Origin of the sequence: Streptosporangium nondiastaticum (genome assembly GCF_003011965.1) — a bacterium.
Lineage (GTDB): Bacteria > Actinomycetota > Actinomycetes > Streptomycetales > Streptomycetaceae > Streptomyces > Streptomyces nondiastaticus.
Window position 1 is genome coordinate 150,733 of sequence record NZ_PXWG01000003.1, and the last position, 17,423, is coordinate 168,155.

Consider the following 17,423-nt stretch of genomic DNA (forward strand, 5'->3'; position numbering starts at 1 on the left):
CCGGGGACCCACTGTGCAGGGTCGCGCCCCCACCCGCACGTGATTTTTTACGGTGCCGATCGTTCCGGTTTACGGCTCCGATCGTTCCGGTTCTACGGCGCCGGTCGTTCCGGCTTTACGGCGCCGGTCGTTCCGTTCTCCGGTGCCGCTCAGTCCGCTCGCGGGACCCCTCACCACCCGCTGACCCGGAGCGTGATGTTCAGCCGGCCCGTGAGCCCGAGCGCGGCGGGACCGGTGCCGGGGTGGGTGCGGGGCACGCCGTGGAAGGCCGCGCGCGAGGGCCCGCCGAAGACGAACAGGTCACCGCTGCGCAGCTCGACGTCGGTCCACGGGCGGTTGCGGGTGCGGGTGTTGCCGAAGCGGAAGACGCAGCTGTCGCCGAGGCTGAGCGAGACGACGGGCGCCGTGGACTTCTCGTCGCTGTCCCGGTGCATGCCCATCGTCGCGCCGCGGTCGTAGTAGTTGACCAGGGCCACGTCGTACGCGTCGGGGGCGGGCACGGACTCCGCGCGCTCGTCGCCGTAGGCGTCCCTGACGGCTTGTGCGGCCATCCGCCCCAGCCGGCCGGGGAACGGCTTGACCGGCGAGCCGTCGCCGTCGACGACCGTGCGGGCGTAGCCGTACGGGTACCAGTGCAGGCCCAGGCAGACCATGCGGACGGACATCTGCCCTCCGCTCGGCATGCGCACGGTCCGCAGCCCGCCGGGCGGTCGTGCCCAGGTGCGGCAGGCGGCGAGCAGGCTCTGCTGGGCGGCGAGGTCCAGCCAGCCGGGGACGTGGACGGCTCCCGGCGCGATCTCGGCCCGGGGGCGGGGGAAGAGCTCGTCGTCCATGCCGCCAGCGTAGGCCGCCGGCCCCGGACATCCGATCACCCGCTGTGACGACCATCACACGCCGGCAGCGCGTCACGATGTCACACATCCACCTGTCCGGACCGTCGTAAGGGCACAGGCGCAACCACTGCGACGGAGGAACCAGCCATGGCCAGGATCTCGCTCACCCCGGACCGCACCCCGCTCGTCCGGATCATGGAGTGGTACAGCAGGCGCACGTACGGCAAGGTGCTGGAGCCGCTGATGGCCCTCGCCCACAACCGGCGCGTGCTGCTCACGACGTCCCGCTTCGAGCTGTCGGTGGGCCGGTGGAAGAAGCTCGACCCGCAGCTGAAGGCGCTGGCGGAGATGGCGTCGGCGGCGGCCATCGGCTGCACGTGGTGCATGGACTTCGGCTACTGGCTCAGCCGCGGGCACGGGCTGCCGCACGAGAAGCTGCAGGACGTCCCGGTGTGGCGCGAGAGCCGCGCGTACGCCCCGCTGGAGCGGGACGTCATGGCGTACGCGGAGGCGATGACGGCCACCCCGCCGACCGTCGAGGACGACCTGGCGGAGCGGCTGCGGCAGCGCCTGGGCGACGCCGCGTTCGTCGAGCTGACCTCGATGATCGCGGTGGAGAATCTCCGCTCGCGCACCAACGCGGCGCTGGGGCTGCACAGCCAGGGCTTCAAGGACAGCTGTGACATCCCGGGCGCCGCCCCGGGCGCCACGGCCCGCCCGCAGGCGGACCGGACGTCGGCGGGCCAGTAGCTCCGCGGGCCACTGGTCTCCGCGGGCCGTCAGCCACCACGGGCCGGACAGCCACCCCTTGCGGCTACCCCTTGCGGCCCACTCCCCCGTAGAAGATCGTGTCGTTGAGCTCCTCGGGGCCCGGGACCGGCCCGTCCGGCCGCCAGAGCGGCACCCGGACCAGGCCCGGGTCCAGGAGTTCGAAGGCGCCGAAGAGCGGCTCGACGGCGGCGCGGTCGCGCAGATTGAGGCCCGCGGTGGCGTTCTTGTACGTGCCGACGACGCTGTCGCGGGCCTTCACGTCGGTGCGGCCGTCCGCGTAGCCCTCGTACGGTTCGGCCGTGGCGTGCGAGAGCACGAGGTGGCTGCCGGCGGGAAGGGCGTCCGCGAAGGCCGCGACGATGCCCGCCGGGTCCTCCTCGTCAGTGACGAAGTGGAGGACGGCCACGAGCAGCAGGGCCACCGGCTCGTTGAAGTCGATCAGCTCGCGCACCTCGGGCCGGGCGAGGATCGCCTCCGGGTCGCGCACGTCGCCGAGGACGAAGCCCGCCCGCCCGGTGCCGGTGAGCTTCGCGCCCGCGTGCGTGGCGACGATGGGGTCGTTGTCGACGTAGGCCACGCGCACGTCCGGGTCGGCCTCCCGCGCCACCTCGTGGGTGTTGGGCGAGGTGGGGATGCCCGTGCCGATGTCGATGATCTGCCGGACGCCGCCGCGGACGACCTCCCGCACGGCCCGCTGCAGGAAGGCCCGGTTGGCCCGGGCCGAGAGCCGCACCTGGGGGTGCGCCCGGATGACGTGCTCGGCGGCCTGCCGGTCGACCTCGTAGTTGTCCCAGCCGCCGAGGTAGTAGTCGTACATCCGGGCCGGGTGCGGCCGGCTGGTGTCGATGTCCTCGGCGGCGAAGCCCTGCTGGTTCATGCGGTGCTCCGATCCCGGTGTCATGCCCGTGGGGTCATGCCCGTCGTGTACTGCACGTCATGTACTCCGTCGTGTGCGCTGCACGTCATGTACCGCGTCGCGTGCGCCGCACGTCATGTACCGCGTCGTGTGCGCCGCACGTCGCCCGCCGGGCGCCGCGCCCCGCACGCGCGGCCCTACTCGCAGGCGGCTCCCGAACCGGCGAGCAGGAAGTCCGCCGCGCCCGCCTTGGCGCCGTTGATGAAGCTCTCCATCTCGTGACGCGTGTAGATCAGCGCGGGGCCCCCGGGGTCGGTGGACTGGCGCAGGGCGATCCGGCCGTCGCCCAGCAGCAGCGCCTCGACGCACGAGCCTCCGTTGCCGCCGCTCCACGGCTTGCTCCACCCCTCGGTGCCGAGGTCGGTGGCGGGCATGCCGTTGTAGATGCGATCCATGGTTCAGATCTCCTTACGAATCCCACCCAGGACGGCCTCGGTGGTCTGGGCCGGCGCGGCCTGCGCGCACATCCGGTCCAGCGCCTCCAGGAAGGCCGAGACGTCCTCGCGCTGGTCGAAGTACGAGGCGCCGACGAGGTTTTCGGCGTACGCGATGTCCGGAAGCTCCGGGAGCGGGAACCGGAAGATGTGGAACGGTCCGTACATCGCCGGGTGCGGCCCGGCGGCGAACGGCATGATCTGCAGCCGTACGTTGGGCATGGCGGTGGCCTCGGCGAGCCGGGAGACCTGCTCGCGCATGATGTCCGGCCCGCCGATGGGCCGGCGGAGCACGGTCTCGTCCATCACCACCCACAGCAGCGGCGCGCCCTCGCGGGTGAGCAGCGACTGGCGCTCCCGGCGGACGGCGACGGCGCGCTCGATGTCGGCCTCGGGGGCGTGCGGCTGGCCGGCGCGGAGCACGGCGCGCGCGTAGCGCTCGGTCTGCAGCAGCCCCGGGACGTAGTGCGGTTCGTAGGCCCGGATGAGGTTGGCCTCGCCCTCCAGGCTGACGAACGCGCTGAACCACTCGGGCAGGACGTCCCGGAAGCGGTGCCACCAGCCGGGGCGGTTCGCCTCGCGCGCGAGGTCGAGGAAGCCCTCGACCTCGGCGGGGTCGGTGACGCCGTAGACGCGCAGCAGCTTCTCCACGTAGGGGAGCTTCAGGCCGACTTCGGCCTTCTCCATCCTGCGGACGGTGGCGTGCGTGACGTCGAGGGCGCGGCCCGCCTGCTCGTAGCTGAGACCGGCCTTCTCCCGCAGGTCGTGCAACCGTTTGCCGAGGACGACCCGCAGTACGGTCGGGGCGCCCGCCGGACGCGCTTCCGCCACTGTTCCTCCCCCTCCGTGCCCACCGGTTGTCAGCTGTCCGTCAGATGCTTGTCATATGCCCGCAGTCTGTCACGGGTGGCCCCGGAGCCGACAGACTGTTCTGACGATTCTGTAATTTGCAGATTGAACCTTGCCACACCTCGGCGGTATCGCACATAGTTACGGCGTGGTCCCCTCCCATGACGCACCTTCGCTCGGGCGCTTCGGCTGTTCCATGGCCGCGCGCCTGCAGGACGCCTTCCACTTCCCGGCTCGCGGCGCCTCGGTGGCAGCCGCGCGAAAACGGGTCCTCGCGCAACTGCGGGAGTGGGGCATCGACGAAGTGGCGTGCGACGACGCCCAGTTGGTGGTGTCGGAGCTCTTCACCAACGCCGTCCGGCACACGGACAGCGCGAACGTCAGCTGTCAGCTGAGGATGCTCGGCGCGCACCTGCGCATAGAGGTGGCCGATCAGGGCCGCACGCCGACGGAGCCGCGGGCGCGGTGCAGCGGGGCGGACGAGGAGAGCGGCCGCGGGCTGCTGCTCGTGGGCGCGCTGTCCCAGGCCTGGGGGGTCCGGCCCGACGACAGCGGCAGGGGCCGCGTCGTCTGGGCCGATCTGGCTGCCGGGCGGCTCACCCCTTGAAGCCTTCTCCCCTGAAGCCCTCCCCCTGAAGACTTCCCCCGGCGCCCTTCCCCCGACTTCCCCCGAAGGCGGTGCTAGAGCGGCAGCAGGTCCGGCCGCTTCGGCTCCACGTGGTCTCCCGAGGACTCGCCGCGCAGCCGGCGGCCGATCCACGGCACCAGGTGCTCGCGCGCCCAGTGGATGTTGTCGCGCCGCACCTCGGCGGGCGAGCGGTGGTCCTCGTCCGGCCAGGCCTGGTCCGGGTCGGCCGGCACCTCCAGGCCGAGCACCTGGGCGGCCCGCAGGGCGACCCGCGTGTGCCCGTCGGGCGAGAGGTGGAGCCGGTCGTCGCTCCAGGCCCTGCGGTCCTGCACCGAGCGCAGCGACCACAGGTCCAGGACCGGGCACCCGTGCCGGTCGGCGATGGCGCGGACGTGGGCGGTGTACGTCGCGATCTTGCCTCGCAGGTGCCGCAGCACGGGCATGCCTCGGGTGTCGAAGCCGGTGCACAGCAGCACGGTGCCCACGGAGGAGGCCAGCTCGGCGACGGCCTTCTCGTAGCGCTCGGCCACGTCGTCCGGGTCGCTGCCCGGGCGCAGGATGTCGTTGCCGCCCGCGCAGAAGGTCACAAGCTCGGGACCGAGCTCCTTCGCCCGGGGCACCTGCTCCGCGACGATCTGGTCCAGGAGGCGGCCGCGGACGGCGAGGTTGGCGTAGCGGAAGTCGTGCTCGGGGCGCTGGTCGGCGAGGAGTACGGCCAGTCGGTCGGCCCAGCCGATGAAGGTGTCGTCCGGCCCTGGGTCGCCGACGCCTTCGGTGAAGCTGTCCCCGACGGCTGCGTACGACCCGATCGCGCTCTTGCTGAATGAATTCGAATCGTCTGCCACGTCAGTACATCTTTCCTCCCGGGGAGTGACCTACGCCACCGTAACCAGGGGTTGACGTGCCGTGATGTATCCCACCCCGACGAACTCCCCGCAAGCGGAATACGTCGGCGCGGCTACCGCACGGGGCGGATTGCCCGTACAACCGGTGTCGTAAGGTCGTTGAGACGCCGCGCCGACGGCCGGCGCCGGCAGCCGAGACCCAGGGAGTGCCCGTGACGCAGACGCCGCATGTGCCGTCCACCGAGCCCGAGCTGGCGGGGGTGCGCAACTTCCGCGACCTGGGCGGCCTGCCCGCCGCGGACGGCCGGCGGGTGCGGCACGGCGTCCTCTACCGCAGCGGCCACCTGGCCCACGCCACCGAGGAGGACGCCCGCTTCCTCGGCACGCTCGGCCTGCACACGGTCTTCGACTTCCGCAACGACGCCGACATCGCGCTCGACGGCCCGGACGTGGAGCTCACCGGCGTCCGCAACGTGAACCTGCCGCTCAACGACCCGGCCCACGGCGCCGAGTTCTGGAACATGGTGCGCGCCCGCGACCTCGCGCACCTGCGCACCGTGCTGGCCGACGGCAGGGCGGCGGACCGCATGGCCGAGACGTACCGCGAGGTCATCACGGGCCGGACGGCCGAGCTCGGCCACGTCCTGCGCTCCCTCGCCGACGACAGCGTGCCCGCGCTCATGCACTGCGCGGCCGGCAAGGACCGCGCCGGGCTGTCCGTCGCGGTCACCCTGCTCGCCCTCGGCGTCGCGCGCGACGTCATCGAGGCCGACTACCTGGAGTCCAACGCCCCGCACCGGCGCTACCGCATGCGGCGCGCGCCGGAGGCGACCGGGCCCGAGGACCGGGAGATCGCGGAGCTGCTCTCGCCGATGTTCGAGGCGCGCGCGACGTATCTGCGCGCCGCGTTCGAGACGATCGACGCCGTGTGGGGCACGGTCGACCGGTACCTGATCGAGGGACTGGGGCTCGCCCCTGGAGCCCGTGAGCAGTTGCGGAACCGTCTCCTCACGGACTGACACGGGGCTCCGCCCCGGACCCCGGTCCTCAAACGCCGGACAGGCTGATTTTTTGCCCGGCTCAGCGATTGGCCACCGCCTGCTTCACCAGCGTCCGCCCGAAGTCCCAGAGCAGCCCGCCTCCGCCGTGGGCGTCGTCCATCACCGCGGTGAAGGCGTCCACGAAGCGGTCCACCTCGCGCTCCCCGATGATCAGCGGCGGGATCAGCTTGATCACCTCCAGGTGGTCGCCGGAGACCTGGGTGAGGATGCGGTGCTTCTGCAGCAGCGGCACCACGACCATCTGCGCGAACAGTCCCTTGCGGGCCGCCTGGAGCATCGCCCAGCGGCTGCGCAGCCCCAGCGAGGACGGCTTGCCGAACTCGATGCCGATCATCAGGCCCCGGCCGCGGACGTCGTGCAGCAGCTCGTACTTGCCGGTGAGCGCCGCGAGCCGGGTGCGCAGCAGGTCGCCCGTGCGCCGGGCGTTCGCGACGACCTGCTCGTCCTCCAGGACCGAGAGCACCGCGAGCCCGGCCGCCATCGCCTGCGCGTTGGAGCCGAAGCTCGCGGAGTGCACGAGGACCCGGTCCATGGAGGAGAAGACCTTCTTGAAGATCCAGTCCTTGCCGAGGGTGGCGCCGACGGGCACGTAGCCGCCCGAGAGCGCCTTGGCCACGCACACCAGGTCCGGCTCGACGCCCGCCTCGTGCTGGTAGGCGAAGAAGTCGCCGGTGCGCCCGACGCCGGTCTGCACCTCGTCCGCGATGAGCAGCGCCTTGTGCCGGTGCAGCAGCTCCTGGGCGGCGCGCAGGAAGCCGGGCGGCGCCTCGTGGACGCCCTTGCCCTGGATGGGCTCGACGACGAAGGCAGCGACGTCGCCGCGGGCCAGCTCCCGCTCCAGCGCCGCGAGGTCGCCGAGCGGGACCGCCGTGTCGGGCAGCAGCGGCGCGAAGCCGTCGCGGAAGCCGTCCTCGCCGTTGACGGAGAGGGAGCCGGTGGTCAGGCCGTGGAAGGCGTGGTTGCAGTAAAGGACCCGCGGCCTGCCCGTCGCGTACCGCGCGAACTTCAGGGCCGTCTCCACCGCCTCGGTGCCGCTGTTGCCGAAGAACACCCGGTCCAGGTGGGGCGCGTACGACAGCAGCTTCTCGGCCAGCAGGCCGGGCAGCGGCTGGCAGTCGAAGCGGGTGAGATCGGCGAGGGAGGCGTCGAGGACGTCGTGCAGCGCCTTGCGGACGACGGGGTGGTGGCGGCCCACGCCCATCACCCCGAAACCCGCGAGCATGTCGAGGTAGTCCTGCCCGTCGGCGTCCCAGAAGTAGGCGCCCTCGGCCCGCTCGTAGACCTTGTCGAAGCCGATGGTGTGCAGCATGCGCGGCAGCTGGTGGTTGAGGTGCCGGGCGTGCAGGTCGTACCGCTCGGCGCCGCGCTCCGCGAGGAGCCGGGTCAGGTCGAAGCCCTTGCCCTTGATGCCCGTCGTGTCGGCTGTCATGCGTCGTCGTTCTCCTTGCTGACCACGGGAGCGCCCGCGGCTTCGATACGGGCCAGCGCCGCGCTGATCCGGCCGGCGATCTCGGCCGGCGTGAGTCCGAGGTCCGCCAGGACCTCACTGCGCTTGGCGTGCGGCAGGAACTGCTCGGGGATGCCGAAGGTGCGCAGCGGCACGTCGACGTCGGCGTCGCGCAGCGCCTGTCCGACGGCCCAGCCGACGCCGCCCGTGCGGCTGTTGTCCTCGACGACCGCGACGAGCCGGTGCCGGTCCGCGAGCGGCACGAGCGCGGGGTCGACGGGCTTGACCCAGCGGGGGTCGACGACGGTGCACGGCACGCCGCGGTCGGCGAGGAGCGCGGCGGCCTCCAGGCACACGCCGGCCATGGTGCCGACGGAGACGAGCAGGACCTGCGGCTCCGCACCGTCCGCGGGCAGGCCGATGACGTCCGTGCCGCCCTCGCGGGCGAGTGCCGGGACGGGCTCGCCGACGTTCTCCTTCGGGAAGCGGATCACGGTGGGCGCGTCGTCGACGTCCACGGCCTCGCGGAGCTGGGCGCGCAGCTGGTCGGCGTCGCGCGGGGCGGCGATCCGCAGGCCGGGCACGACCTGCAGGACCGACATGTCCCACATGCCGTTGTGGCTGGGCCCGTCGGTGCCGGTGACGCCGGCCCGGTCGAGGACGAACGTCACGCCGCACTTGTGCAGGGCGACGTCCATCAGCACCTGGTCGAAGGCGCGGTTGAGGAACGTCGCGTACACGGCGAAGACCGGGTGCAGGCCGCCGGTGGCGAGCCCCGCCGCGGAGGTGGCGCCGTGCTGCTCGGCGATGCCCACGTCCCAGACCCGGTCGGGGAAGGCCTCCGCGAACCGGGTCAGGCCCACGGGGTGCAGCATCGCGGCGGTGATCGCGACCACGTCCGGCCGCTCCTTGCCGATCCGCAGCATCTCGTCGCCGAACACCGACGTCCAGGACCGGCCGGCCGAGGGGGCCAGCGGCCGGGACGTGAGCGGGTCGATCACGCCGACGGTGTGGAAGCGGTCCGCGTCGTCCTCCAGGGCGGGCTGGTAGCCGCGCCCCTTCTCCGTGCGGCAGTGGACGAGGACGGGGCCGTGGAAGCGCTTGGCCCGGCGCAGCGCGGACTCGACGGCGGCGACGTCGTGCCCGTCTATGGGGCCGAGGTACTTCAGGCCCAGGTCCTCGAACATGCCCTGCGGGGCGAACGCGTCCTTGAATCCCTTCTTCGCGCCGTGCAGGGACTCGTAGAGCGGCTTGCCGATGGCGGGCAGGCCCTGGATCGCGTCCTTGCCCCAGGACAGGAAGCGTTCGTAGCCGTCGGTCGTGCGGAGCGTGGCGAGGTGGTCGGCGAGGCCGCCGATGGTGGGGGCGTAGGAGCGCTCGTTGTCGTTGACGACGATGATCAGCTGCCGGTCCTTGGCGGCGGCTATGTTGTTGAGCGCCTCCCAGGCCATGCCGCCGGTCAGGGCCCCGTCGCCGATGACGGCGACGACGTGGCGGTTCCAGCGGCCGAGGACCTGGTTGGCCTTGGCGAGGCCGTCGGCCCAGCCGAGGACGGTGGAGGCGTGGCTGTTCTCGATGACGTCGTGCTCGGACTCCTCGCGCGAGGGGTAGCCGGACAGGCCGCCCTTGCCGCGCAGCTTGGAGAAGTCCTGGCGGCCGGTGAGCAGTTTGTGGACGTACGACTGGTGGCCGGTGTCCCACAGGATGCGGTCGGCCGGGGAGTCGAAGGAGCGGTGCAGGGCGATGGTGAGCTCCACCACGCCGAGGTTGGGGCCGAGGTGGCCGCCGGTGCGGGCGACGGCGTGGATGAGGAAGTGGCGGATCTCCTCCGCCAGTTCGGTCAGCTCCTCGGCGTCCAGGGTCTTCAGGTCGCGCGGACTGCGGATGTTCTCGAGCAACGACACGCGGGCCCCCTCCTCGTCTTGCGGCCTGGGCCGGGGCGGCCGCTCGGTCGCTCTTCCTACGGTGGCGGGTCGCCGGTTCAGGCGACGGTGACGTGCGGTGCCCCGCCGGGGGCGCCGTCGGCCGCCATGACTTCGGCGATCTTCATTGCTTCCTCGATGAGGGTCTCCACGATCTTCGACTCGGGCACGGTCTTGATGACCTCACCCTTGACGAAGATCTGCCCCTTGCCATTGCCCGAGGCCACCCCCAGATCGGCCTCACGCGCCTCGCCCGGACCGTTCACCACACAGCCCATCACCGCGACGCGCAGCGGCACCTCCATGCCCTCCAGGCCGGCGCTGACCTGGTCGGCGAGCTTGTACACGTCCACCTGCGCACGGCCGCACGACGGACACGAGACGATCTCCAGCCGGCGCTGGCGCAGCCCCAGCGACTCCAGGATCTGCATGCCGACCTTGATCTCCTCCGCCGGCGGCGCCGACAGCGAGACCCGGATCGTGTCACCGATGCCCTCCGACAGCAGCGCACCGAACGCCACCGCCGACTTGATCGTGCCCTGGAACGCGGGACCCGCCTCGGTCACACCCAGGTGCAGCGGGTAGTCGCACTGCGCCGCCAGCTGACGGTAAGCGTTGACCATCACCACCGGGTCGTTGTGCTTGACCGAGATCTTGATGTTCCGGAAACCGTGCTCCTCGAAGAGCGAGGCCTCCCACAGCGCCGACTCCACCAGCGCCTCAGGCGTCGCCTTCCCGTACTTCTGCAGCAGACGCCGGTCCAGCGACCCCGCGTTCACACCGATCCGGATGGGAGTGCCCGCATCCGAGGCCGCCTTCGCGATCTCCTTGACCTTGTCGTCGAACTGCTTGATGTTGCCCGGGTTCACCCGAACCGCCGCACACCCGGCATCGATGGCGGCGAAGACGTACTTCGGCTGGAAGTGGATGTCCGCGATCACCGGGATCTGCGACTTCTTCGCGATCACCGGCAGCGCATCCGCATCATCCTGCGTGGGGCAGGCCACACGCACGATCTGACAGCCGGACGCCGTCAGCTCAGCGATCTGCTGGAGCGTCGCACCGATGTCCGACGTCCTGGTCGTGGTCATCGACTGCACCGAGACCGGTGCGTCGCCGCCCACGGCGACCGGCCCGACCTGGATGCGCCGCGAGGGGCGGCGCACCGCGAGGGGACGGGCCGGCACACCGGGGAGCCCGAGGGACACCGGTCCCGCGGAGGTGGCCACGGCCGTCAGCTCCGGTTCCCGGCGACGCTCTCGCGGGCCGCGCGGATCGACTCCTTCAGCGACCCCATGGTGGCGAGGACCGCCGTCGGCTCGTATCCGCAGTGGGCCATGCAGTTGTCGCAGCGCGGGTCCTTGCCGCGCCCGTACTTGTCCCAGTCGGTCTCCTCGATCAGCTGCCGGTACGTGGGGACGTAGCCGTCGCTCATCAGGTAGCAGGGGCGCTGCCACCCGAAGAGGGAGTAGTTGGGGATCGCCCAGGCGGTGCAGGGGAAGTCGACCTTGCCCTCCAGGAAGTCCAGGAAGAGCGGGCTGTGGTTGAGCCGCCAGCGGGCCCGGTTCCCCCCGGAGAATGCTTTCTTGAACAGCTCCCGGGTCTGTTCGACGCCCAGGAAGTGGTCCTGGTCGGGGGCCTTCTCGTAGGCATAGGCGGGTGAGATCATCATCTCGTCGACCTGCAGGTCGTCGTTGAGGAAGTTGAGCACCTCGACGATGGTCTGCGGGGTGTCGGTGTTGAAGAAGGTGGAGTTGGTGGTGACCCGGAAGCCGCGCCGCTTGGCCTCCTTGATCGCCGCCACCGCCTCGTCGAAGACGCCCTCCTTCGCAACGGACTCGTCGTGCCGCTCGCGCAGCCCGTCGATGTGCACCGCGAACGCGAAATAGGGGGACGGCGTGAACTTGTCCATCTTCTTGCGCAGGAGCATCGCGTTGGTGCAGAGGAAGACATACTTCCGCTTGGCCACCAGCTGCCGCACGATCTCGTCGATCTGCGGGTGCATCAGGGGCTCGCCGCCCGCGATGGAGACCATCGGCGCGCCGGACTCCAGCACGGCGCCGACGGCCTGGGCCACCGGCATGCGCTGCTTGAGCACTCCGGCCGGATGCTGGATCTTCCCGCAGCCCTCGCACTTGAGGTTGCAGGCGAAAAGCGGTTCCAACTCGACGATCAGCGGGAACTTCTCGCGCTTCCTGAGCTTCTGTTCAAAGAGATACGTTCCCACCCGGATGGACTGGCGGAGTGGCATGGCCATCTGGCTCACCTCCTGGGGAGCAGTAAAGAACGGTGCCATTCGATAAAAGCCGGGAGGACGGTGCGCAGGACCCGGAAAGCCGATATTCCACCGCGCAACGTCCCGATTCGGACGAGTTCATGTTCTGGAGCGTCCACGACCACCCGGACGGCCGCAACCGGGCGCGGGCCCGCGCGGACGGCGCTCCGGAGCGTGGCCGCGGACTCCATGTCCACCGCGAGCGCCCCCGCGGCGTGCAGGGCGGCCCGCTCCGCGCCGCGCACGACGTGGTCGGAGCCGACGAGCGGGCCGGTGTGGATCACGCGCCGGGGCACGGCGCGGGCGAGCTCCTTGGCGAGCAGCTCGACGCCCGAGCACTCGGTGCGGCCCGTGCCGTCCCGGGTCTCGTCGGCGACGACCAGGTCCCCGGGGTGCATCCCCGGGGCCAGGCCGGCGCAGAAGCCCGTGGCGACGACCGCCGCCTCGCGCATCGCCGGGTCGTGCAGGGCACGGGTGACGGCGTGGTCCGCGGCCAGCGGGCCCATGCCGGTGCGCAGGACGGTCACGGGCCCGGCCGCCTCGCCGGGGCCGCCCCCGCGCAGTGCGAGGCGCTCGATGCCGAGCGCGCAGGCGACCAGCAGCGGTGCGGGGCCGGAGCTGCCCGTGCCGTACGTCATCACGCCTCCAGGCGGTCGGGGGTGAACAGCTCCCCGTGCACGTAGCGGCCCAGGGCCGTGAGGGGGAAGACCTGGCGGTAGAGGTGGTAGTTGATGGAGAAGTCCCAGGGGAAGCCCGTACCGGTGAAGTGCGGTTCGTCCCAGGAGCCGTCCGGGCGCTGGGTGTCCACCAGCCAGGCCACGCCCCGCTCCACGGCCTTGCCCTCCCGCTCGCCGGCGGCGAGCAGGGCCATCAGCGCCCACGCCGTCTGGGAGGCGGTGGAGGTGCCGCGGCCGATCCACTCGGCGTCGCGGTACGAGCGCAGGTCCTCGCCCCAGCCGCCGTCGTCGTTCTGCACGGCCTCCAGCCAGCGCACGGCCCGGCGGATCGCCGGGTGCGAGGCGGGGATGCCGGCCGCGACGAGGGCGGGGAGCACCGAGCCCGTGCCGTAGACGTAGTTGACGCCCCAGCGGCCGAACCAGGCGCCGCTCTCCTCCTGCTCCGCCAGCAGCCACTCGACGCCGCGCCGGGTGCGCGGGTCGTGCCGCTCGCCGAGGAAGGCGAGCATCTCCACGACGTGCGCGGTGACGTCGGCGGACGGCGGGTCGACGACCTCGCCGAAGTCGCAGAACGGCAGCCGGTTGGGCAGCGTGCTGGTGTTGTCGGCGTCGAAGGCGCCCCAGGCGCCGTTCTTCGACTGCATGCCCAGGTTCCAGCGTGCGGCCCGCCGCACGGCCGTCTCGACGCGCGCCGGGTCGGGGTGGCGGACCCGCTTGAGGGCCAGCACGACCTCGGCCGTGTCGTCGATGTCGGGGTAGGTGTCGTTGTGGAACTCGAAGGCCCAGCCGCCCGGGGTCAGCCCGGGGCGGCGCACCGCCCAGTCGCCGGTGCGGTCGATCTGCTCGTCCAGCATCCAGTCGGCGGCCTTGACGAGCGCCGGGTGGTCGGGCGCCACGCCGGCGTCCGCGAGGGCGATGGTCGCCAGGCAGGTGTCCCACACCGGGGACTGGCACGCCTCGATCATGCGGCTGCCGTCCTCGCGCCGGACGGCGAAACGGTCCAGCGAATTCAGGCCCTCGCGCAGCACGGGGTGGTCCAGGTCGTAGCCGAGGAGGTGGAGGGCGATGATCGAGTAGACGGCGGGGGGCTGGATGCCGCCCCAGCAGCCGTCGTTCTCCTGGCGCTCGATGATCCAGCGGGCGGCCTGCTGCAGCGCGAGGCGGCGCAGGCGGCGCAGCGGGAACCGGCGGTAGTGGTGCAGGGCCGCATCGAGGCGCTGGAAGGCGCCGTCCCAGCTGGCGGCGGGGGCGAGCGGGCGCGGCGGGTTCGGCCGGGCCGGGTCGGTGTGCAGCTCGTCGAGCGGGAACGGCGCGGGGCGCACGGGGCGCTTCGCGGAGACCACGGTGAGCGGCACGATGGTCTGCCGGGCCCACTGGCCGAAGTCGTAGAGGTTCAGGGGGAACCACTTCGGCAGGAACATGATCTCGGGGGGCAGCTCGGGGAGGTCCTCCCACTTCCACCAGCCGAAGAGGGCGAGCCAGATGCGGGTGAAGACCCGGGAGGCGGCGATGCCGCCCTGCTCGCGGATCCACGCCGAGGCGGCGGCCATGTGCGGGGCGTCGGGGGCGTCACCGGCGAGCCGCAGGGCGACGTAGGCCTCGATGGTCGTGGAGAGCTCGCCGGGCCCGCCCAGGAAGGTGGCCCAGGTGCCGTCCGGGCGCTGCTCGGAGCGGATGTACAGGGCGGCGGCGCGGGTGGTCTCCTCGTCCTGCACGCCCAGGAACTGACGGAGCAGCAGGTCTTCGGCGTCCATGGTGACGTTGGTCTCCAGGTCGCCCTTCCACCAGCCCTGCTCGTCCTGGAGGGAGAGAAGGTGTTCGGCCGCGCGGGCCGTGGCCCGCTCGGCGGCGGCGAGGGCGCCGGGCGCCTCGCCCTCCGCGAGCGGGGGCCGTGCTGTGGTGCTCCGGGGTGCTGTGCTGCTCTGTGCGGTGGTGCTGTCGGTGGCCGCGGCAGCGCGGGGCGGCAGGGCCCCGGTGCTTCCGTCGGTCGTCGCTGTCATGGTTTCCCCTTTTTTGCAGTGAGCTTCCTTCTCTGCCTTCCTGGGGGCTCCGTCGGCCGGCGCCTCGAGCACTGGCGCCGGCCGGCGACCGCGATCCTTTTAGATCGGGTGAATGGCCATCATCTCTTTCGTACGACGACGAAGTCGGCGAGCGCCACCAGTTGGGCTCGGACTTCTGCGGGCATGTCAACTCGGTCGAGGGCTTCGATCGCGGTCGCGTGCTGGCGGCGGGCCTCCTGGGAGGTCCACTCCCGGCCGCCCGCCTCTTCGATCAACGCCGCGCGGCTGGCGAATTCTTCCTCGTCGAAGTCGGCGAGCTGGGCGTCGCTGAGCTTGGCGTCGGCCGCGAGGATCTCCGCGAGCCGCTCGGAGGCCTCCCCGCCCGCGGCGAGGGCCGCGACCACGGGCAGCGACTTCTTGCGCTGGCGCAGGTCGCTCCAGGTCTGCTTGCCGGTGGCCTCCGGGTCGCCCCAGATGCCGAGCAGGTCGTCCACCGCCTGGAAGGCGAGGCCGAGGTGGTAGCCGTAGGCCTCCAGGATGTCGGCCGTGCGGTCGTCGGCGCCGCCGAGGACCGCGCCGATGGAGACGGCGCAGGCGAGCAGGGCGCCTGTCTTGTTGCCCTCCATCTCCAGGCACTCCTCGACGGTGACCCGCTCGCGGTGCTCGTAGGAGATGTCCTGGGCCTGGCCGTCGATCAGCTTGCGGGTGGCCGTGGTCAGCCGCCGGGTGGCGCGGCCGGCCTCGACGGTGCCGAGCTCCAGCAGGATCTCGTTGGCGAGCGCGAAGAGGGCGTCGCCGACGAGGATGGCCTGCTCGGGCCCGTACACCTTCCACACGGTGTCGCGGTGGCGGCGCTGCTCGTCGCCGTCCATCAGGTCGTCGTGCAGGAGCGAGAAGTTGTGCACGAGCTCGACGGCCACGGCGCCGGGGATGCCCACCTCGGGGGCGCGGCCGGCGGCCTCGGCCGAGAGCAGGGCGAGCGCGGGCCGGACGGCCTTGCCGCTGTCGCCGTGCGCCGGCCGGCCCTCGGCGTCGATCCAGCCGAAGTGGTAGGCGGCGACGGTGTCCATGGGCGGCGCGAGCCGTTCCACGGCGGCACGCAGCACCGGCGTGGCAAGCGTCCGTCCCCGCTCCAGCATGGCATTGACGCCCGCGGTGTCGACAGCTGGGATCGCCGAAGTCACGGTCTCTCCTCTGGTGGTCGTGCTCGTGCGCGGCCCGGTCCGGGCACGCGACGCTTCATGGCTCGCCTCGGTCATACCGCCTCCCGCAGGGGGCTCACGTGCGGTCGGCCGAGCTCGGAGAGTGCCGCGCCGGCGGCGTGGACACCGCTGCGCACCGCGCCCTCCATGGTCGCGGGCCAGCCGGTGGCGGTCCACGCGCCGGCCAGGTACAGGCCGGGCGTGTTCGTGCGGGCGGCCGGCCTGTGCCTGCCGACGCCCGGGGTGGGGGCGAACGTCGCTGTCCGCTCCCGGGTCACGAAGAAGTCCCGTACGCCGGCGCCGCGTGCGGCGGGCAACAGCCGTTCCAGCTCGGGAAGATAGCGGGCGCGCAGCTCGGCGACGGGCCGCTCGATGTCGTCCTGCGCGGCGGACTGGGAGACCGCGAGGTACTGGCAGCCTTCCCAGTGTTCCCCCTTCGCGGCGAGCCCGGACGACTCGGTGCGGTCGAAGACCCACTGCACGGGCGAGCCCAGCGCGGCGAAGAACGGCTGCCGGAGGACCTTGCGGTCGTAGACGACGTGCAGGTTGAGGATCGGGGCGGTGCCGATCTCCAGCAGGCGGCCGGGCTCGTCGAGGGCGCCGTCGGGCAGCAGGGCGTGGGTCTCGCGCTGCGGCACGGCGAGCACGACCGTCTCGGCCGTGAGCTGCTCGGCGGTGCCGGGGCCGGTCTCGGCGCCGACCTGCCAGGTGCCGTCCGCGGCGCGGGCGATGCCGGTGGCGCGGGTGCGCAGCAGGGTGCGCACGCCGGCCGCCTTGAGGGCGGCGCGGGCGCGCGTGTCGTGCAGCTCGCCGAGGGGGACGTGGGCCCAGCCGATGTCGGCGGCGCCCGGGTCGGTGAGCAGCGCGGTCTTGAAGACCATGGCGGCGAGGCCGAGCGAGGACTCGCCGGCGGTGGCGTTGAGGGTGGCCACGCCGATCAGGTCCCACAGGGCCTCGACCGAGCGGGCGGACTGGCCCTTGCGGCGCAGCCAGCCGCCGAAGTCCGTGCCGTCGAGCGCGGGGTCCTGCGGGTCGAGGCCGCGCAGGGCCAGTGCGGCCCGGCCGACCGCGGCGCGCTCGGCGAGCGAGAGGTGCGGGTACGTGGCGAGGCTCTTGGCCAGGTGCAGTGGGACGGGGAGCAAAGGGGAGGCAGCGCGGCGCAGCCGGCCCAGGCGGGGCTTGCCGGAGGGGTGGCCGACGTCGAGGACGGGCACGTCGAGGCGGTCCTGCAGGGGGCGAGGTGCAGGGCGTCGAGCCGCTTCAGGAAGGAGCTGTAGGCGGTGCAGCAGCGCAGGTAGACGTGCTGGCCGTTGTCGATGGTGAGGTCGCCGCGGCGGAAGGAGAAGGCGAGGCCGCCGAGGCGGGGCCGGCCCTCCAGGAGGGTGACGCGCACGCCGGCGTCGGCGAGCTCCAGCGCGGCCGTGATGCCGGCGAGGCCGCCGCCGACGACCACCGCGCGGGCGGGCGCGGCGCCGTCCCCGTCCGCGTGGCCGTGGCCCGGTCCGGTTGTCGTGGCTGTCATGTGCCCACCCCTTCGGCTGCTGTCAGGGACGTGTCCGCAGG

At 72.3% G+C, this 17,423-nt stretch carries 16 protein-coding genes and 1 pseudogene; 3 read left to right on the forward strand and 14 right to left on the reverse strand.

What is annotated here, in order from left to right:
- Positions 1–170: 170 nt before the first annotated feature.
- Positions 171–833 carry an alpha-ketoglutarate-dependent dioxygenase AlkB family protein gene (locus B7P34_RS03170; protein WP_106674207.1) on the reverse strand — a complete coding sequence of 221 codons (663 nt, stop codon included), beginning with the start codon at positions 831–833 and terminating at the stop codon, positions 171–173.
- A gap of 147 nt (positions 834–980) precedes the next feature.
- Between B7P34_RS03170 and B7P34_RS03175 the strand changes: the two genes are divergently transcribed.
- Positions 981–1,583: a carboxymuconolactone decarboxylase family protein gene (locus B7P34_RS03175; RefSeq protein ID WP_106674208.1), complete on the forward strand. Its 603-nt coding sequence runs from the start codon at positions 981–983 to the stop codon at positions 1,581–1,583.
- Positions 1,584–1,647: 64 nt separating this feature from the next.
- Here B7P34_RS03175 and B7P34_RS03180 read toward each other — a convergent pair whose 3' ends face one another.
- The 3 genes from B7P34_RS03180 to B7P34_RS03190 form a co-directional block, all read right to left on the reverse strand.
- Positions 1,648–2,505, reverse strand: a complete 858-nt coding sequence (locus B7P34_RS03180; RefSeq protein WP_223267445.1) for an SAM-dependent methyltransferase — start codon at positions 2,503–2,505, stop codon at positions 1,648–1,650.
- 152 nt (positions 2,506–2,657) lie between these two features.
- On the reverse strand, positions 2,658–2,915 hold the full coding sequence (locus B7P34_RS03185) for a DUF397 domain-containing protein (RefSeq protein ID WP_030365045.1): 258 nt from the start codon (positions 2,913–2,915) through the stop codon (positions 2,658–2,660).
- A gap of 3 nt (positions 2,916–2,918) precedes the next feature.
- Positions 2,919–3,785: a helix-turn-helix domain-containing protein gene (locus B7P34_RS03190; RefSeq protein ID WP_106674210.1), complete on the reverse strand. Its 867-nt coding sequence runs from the start codon at positions 3,783–3,785 to the stop codon at positions 2,919–2,921.
- 166 nt (positions 3,786–3,951) lie between these two features.
- Between B7P34_RS03190 and B7P34_RS03195 the strand changes: the two genes are divergently transcribed.
- Positions 3,952–4,410: an ATP-binding protein gene (locus B7P34_RS03195; protein WP_223267446.1), complete on the forward strand. Its 459-nt coding sequence runs from the start codon at positions 3,952–3,954 to the stop codon at positions 4,408–4,410.
- A 74-nt stretch (positions 4,411–4,484) separates the two neighbouring features.
- Here B7P34_RS03195 and B7P34_RS03200 read toward each other — a convergent pair whose 3' ends face one another.
- On the reverse strand, positions 4,485–5,276 hold the full coding sequence (locus B7P34_RS03200) for an SGNH/GDSL hydrolase family protein (protein ID WP_030365048.1): 792 nt from the start codon (positions 5,274–5,276) through the stop codon (positions 4,485–4,487).
- Between the two features lie 212 nt (positions 5,277–5,488).
- On the opposite strand from B7P34_RS03200, the gene B7P34_RS03205 reads away from it, so the two are divergent.
- The gene (locus B7P34_RS03205) at positions 5,489–6,295 is read left to right on the forward strand and encodes a tyrosine-protein phosphatase (protein WP_223267447.1); all 807 of its coding nucleotides are present in this window, start codon (positions 5,489–5,491) and stop codon (positions 6,293–6,295) included.
- A gap of 61 nt (positions 6,296–6,356) precedes the next feature.
- Here the strand turns inward: B7P34_RS03205 and B7P34_RS03210 are convergent, their stop codons facing one another.
- The 9 genes and pseudogenes from B7P34_RS03210 to B7P34_RS39255 form a co-directional block, all read right to left on the reverse strand.
- A complete protein-coding gene (locus B7P34_RS03210; protein WP_106674213.1) occupies positions 6,357–7,766 on the reverse strand; it encodes an aspartate aminotransferase family protein in 1,410 nt (469 codons plus the stop codon).
- Positions 7,763–9,688 carry a 1-deoxy-D-xylulose-5-phosphate synthase gene (gene dxs / locus B7P34_RS03215; protein ID WP_106674214.1) on the reverse strand — a complete coding sequence of 642 codons (1,926 nt, stop codon included), beginning with the start codon at positions 9,686–9,688 and terminating at the stop codon, positions 7,763–7,765. Before dxs ends, B7P34_RS03210 begins: the two co-directional genes overlap by 4 nt.
- A gap of 77 nt (positions 9,689–9,765) precedes the next feature.
- Positions 9,766–10,914 carry a flavodoxin-dependent (E)-4-hydroxy-3-methylbut-2-enyl-diphosphate synthase gene (gene ispG / locus B7P34_RS03220; protein ID WP_106674250.1) on the reverse strand — a complete coding sequence of 383 codons (1,149 nt, stop codon included), beginning with the start codon at positions 10,912–10,914 and terminating at the stop codon, positions 9,766–9,768.
- A gap of 26 nt (positions 10,915–10,940) precedes the next feature.
- A complete protein-coding gene (hpnH, locus tag B7P34_RS03225) occupies positions 10,941–11,963 on the reverse strand; it encodes an adenosyl-hopene transferase HpnH (RefSeq protein ID WP_106674215.1) in 1,023 nt (340 codons plus the stop codon).
- A gap of 5 nt (positions 11,964–11,968) precedes the next feature.
- Entirely contained in the window at positions 11,969–12,619 is a 651-nt protein-coding gene (locus B7P34_RS03230; RefSeq protein WP_106674216.1) for a phosphorylase family protein, read from the reverse strand.
- Positions 12,619–14,658: a squalene--hopene cyclase gene (shc, locus tag B7P34_RS03235; RefSeq protein WP_106674217.1), complete on the reverse strand. Its 2,040-nt coding sequence runs from the start codon at positions 14,656–14,658 to the stop codon at positions 12,619–12,621. Before shc ends, B7P34_RS03230 begins: the two co-directional genes overlap by 1 nt.
- Positions 14,659–14,777: 119 nt before the next feature.
- The gene (locus B7P34_RS03240) at positions 14,778–15,842 is read right to left on the reverse strand and encodes a polyprenyl synthetase family protein (RefSeq protein ID WP_223267448.1); all 1,065 of its coding nucleotides are present in this window, start codon (positions 15,840–15,842) and stop codon (positions 14,778–14,780) included.
- A gap of 71 nt (positions 15,843–15,913) precedes the next feature.
- Positions 15,914–17,074, reverse strand: coding sequence for a hydroxysqualene dehydroxylase HpnE (gene hpnE, locus B7P34_RS03245; protein WP_286157442.1), 1,161 nt, complete (start codon positions 17,072–17,074; stop codon positions 15,914–15,916).
- A gap of 86 nt (positions 17,075–17,160) precedes the next feature.
- A pseudogene (locus B7P34_RS39255) lies at positions 17,161–17,382 on the reverse strand (FAD-dependent oxidoreductase); the annotation flags it as partial.
- Between the last annotated feature and the right edge of the window lie 41 nt (positions 17,383–17,423).

Excerpts from the sequence above, each read along its gene's own strand:
- B7P34_RS03175 (WP_106674208.1), top strand. The coding sequence starts at position 981 with ATGGCCAGGATCTCGCTCACCCCGGACCGCACCCCGCTCGTCCGGATC.
- B7P34_RS03210 (WP_106674213.1), bottom strand. The coding sequence starts at position 7,766 with ATGACAGCCGACACGACGGGCATCAAGGGCAAGGGCTTCGACCTGACC.
- B7P34_RS03185 (WP_030365045.1), bottom strand. The coding sequence starts at position 2,915 with ATGGATCGCATCTACAACGGCATGCCCGCCACCGACCTCGGCACCGAG.
- B7P34_RS03180 (WP_223267445.1), bottom strand. The coding sequence starts at position 2,505 with ATGACACCGGGATCGGAGCACCGCATGAACCAGCAGGGCTTCGCCGCC.
- B7P34_RS03170 (WP_106674207.1), bottom strand. The coding sequence starts at position 833 with ATGGACGACGAGCTCTTCCCCCGCCCCCGGGCCGAGATCGCGCCGGGA.
- B7P34_RS03230 (WP_106674216.1), bottom strand. The coding sequence starts at position 12,619 with ATGACGTACGGCACGGGCAGCTCCGGCCCCGCACCGCTGCTGGTCGCC.
- hpnH (WP_106674215.1), bottom strand. The coding sequence starts at position 11,963 with ATGGCCATGCCACTCCGCCAGTCCATCCGGGTGGGAACGTATCTCTTT.
- shc (WP_106674217.1), bottom strand. The coding sequence starts at position 14,658 with ATGACAGCGACGACCGACGGAAGCACCGGGGCCCTGCCGCCCCGCGCT.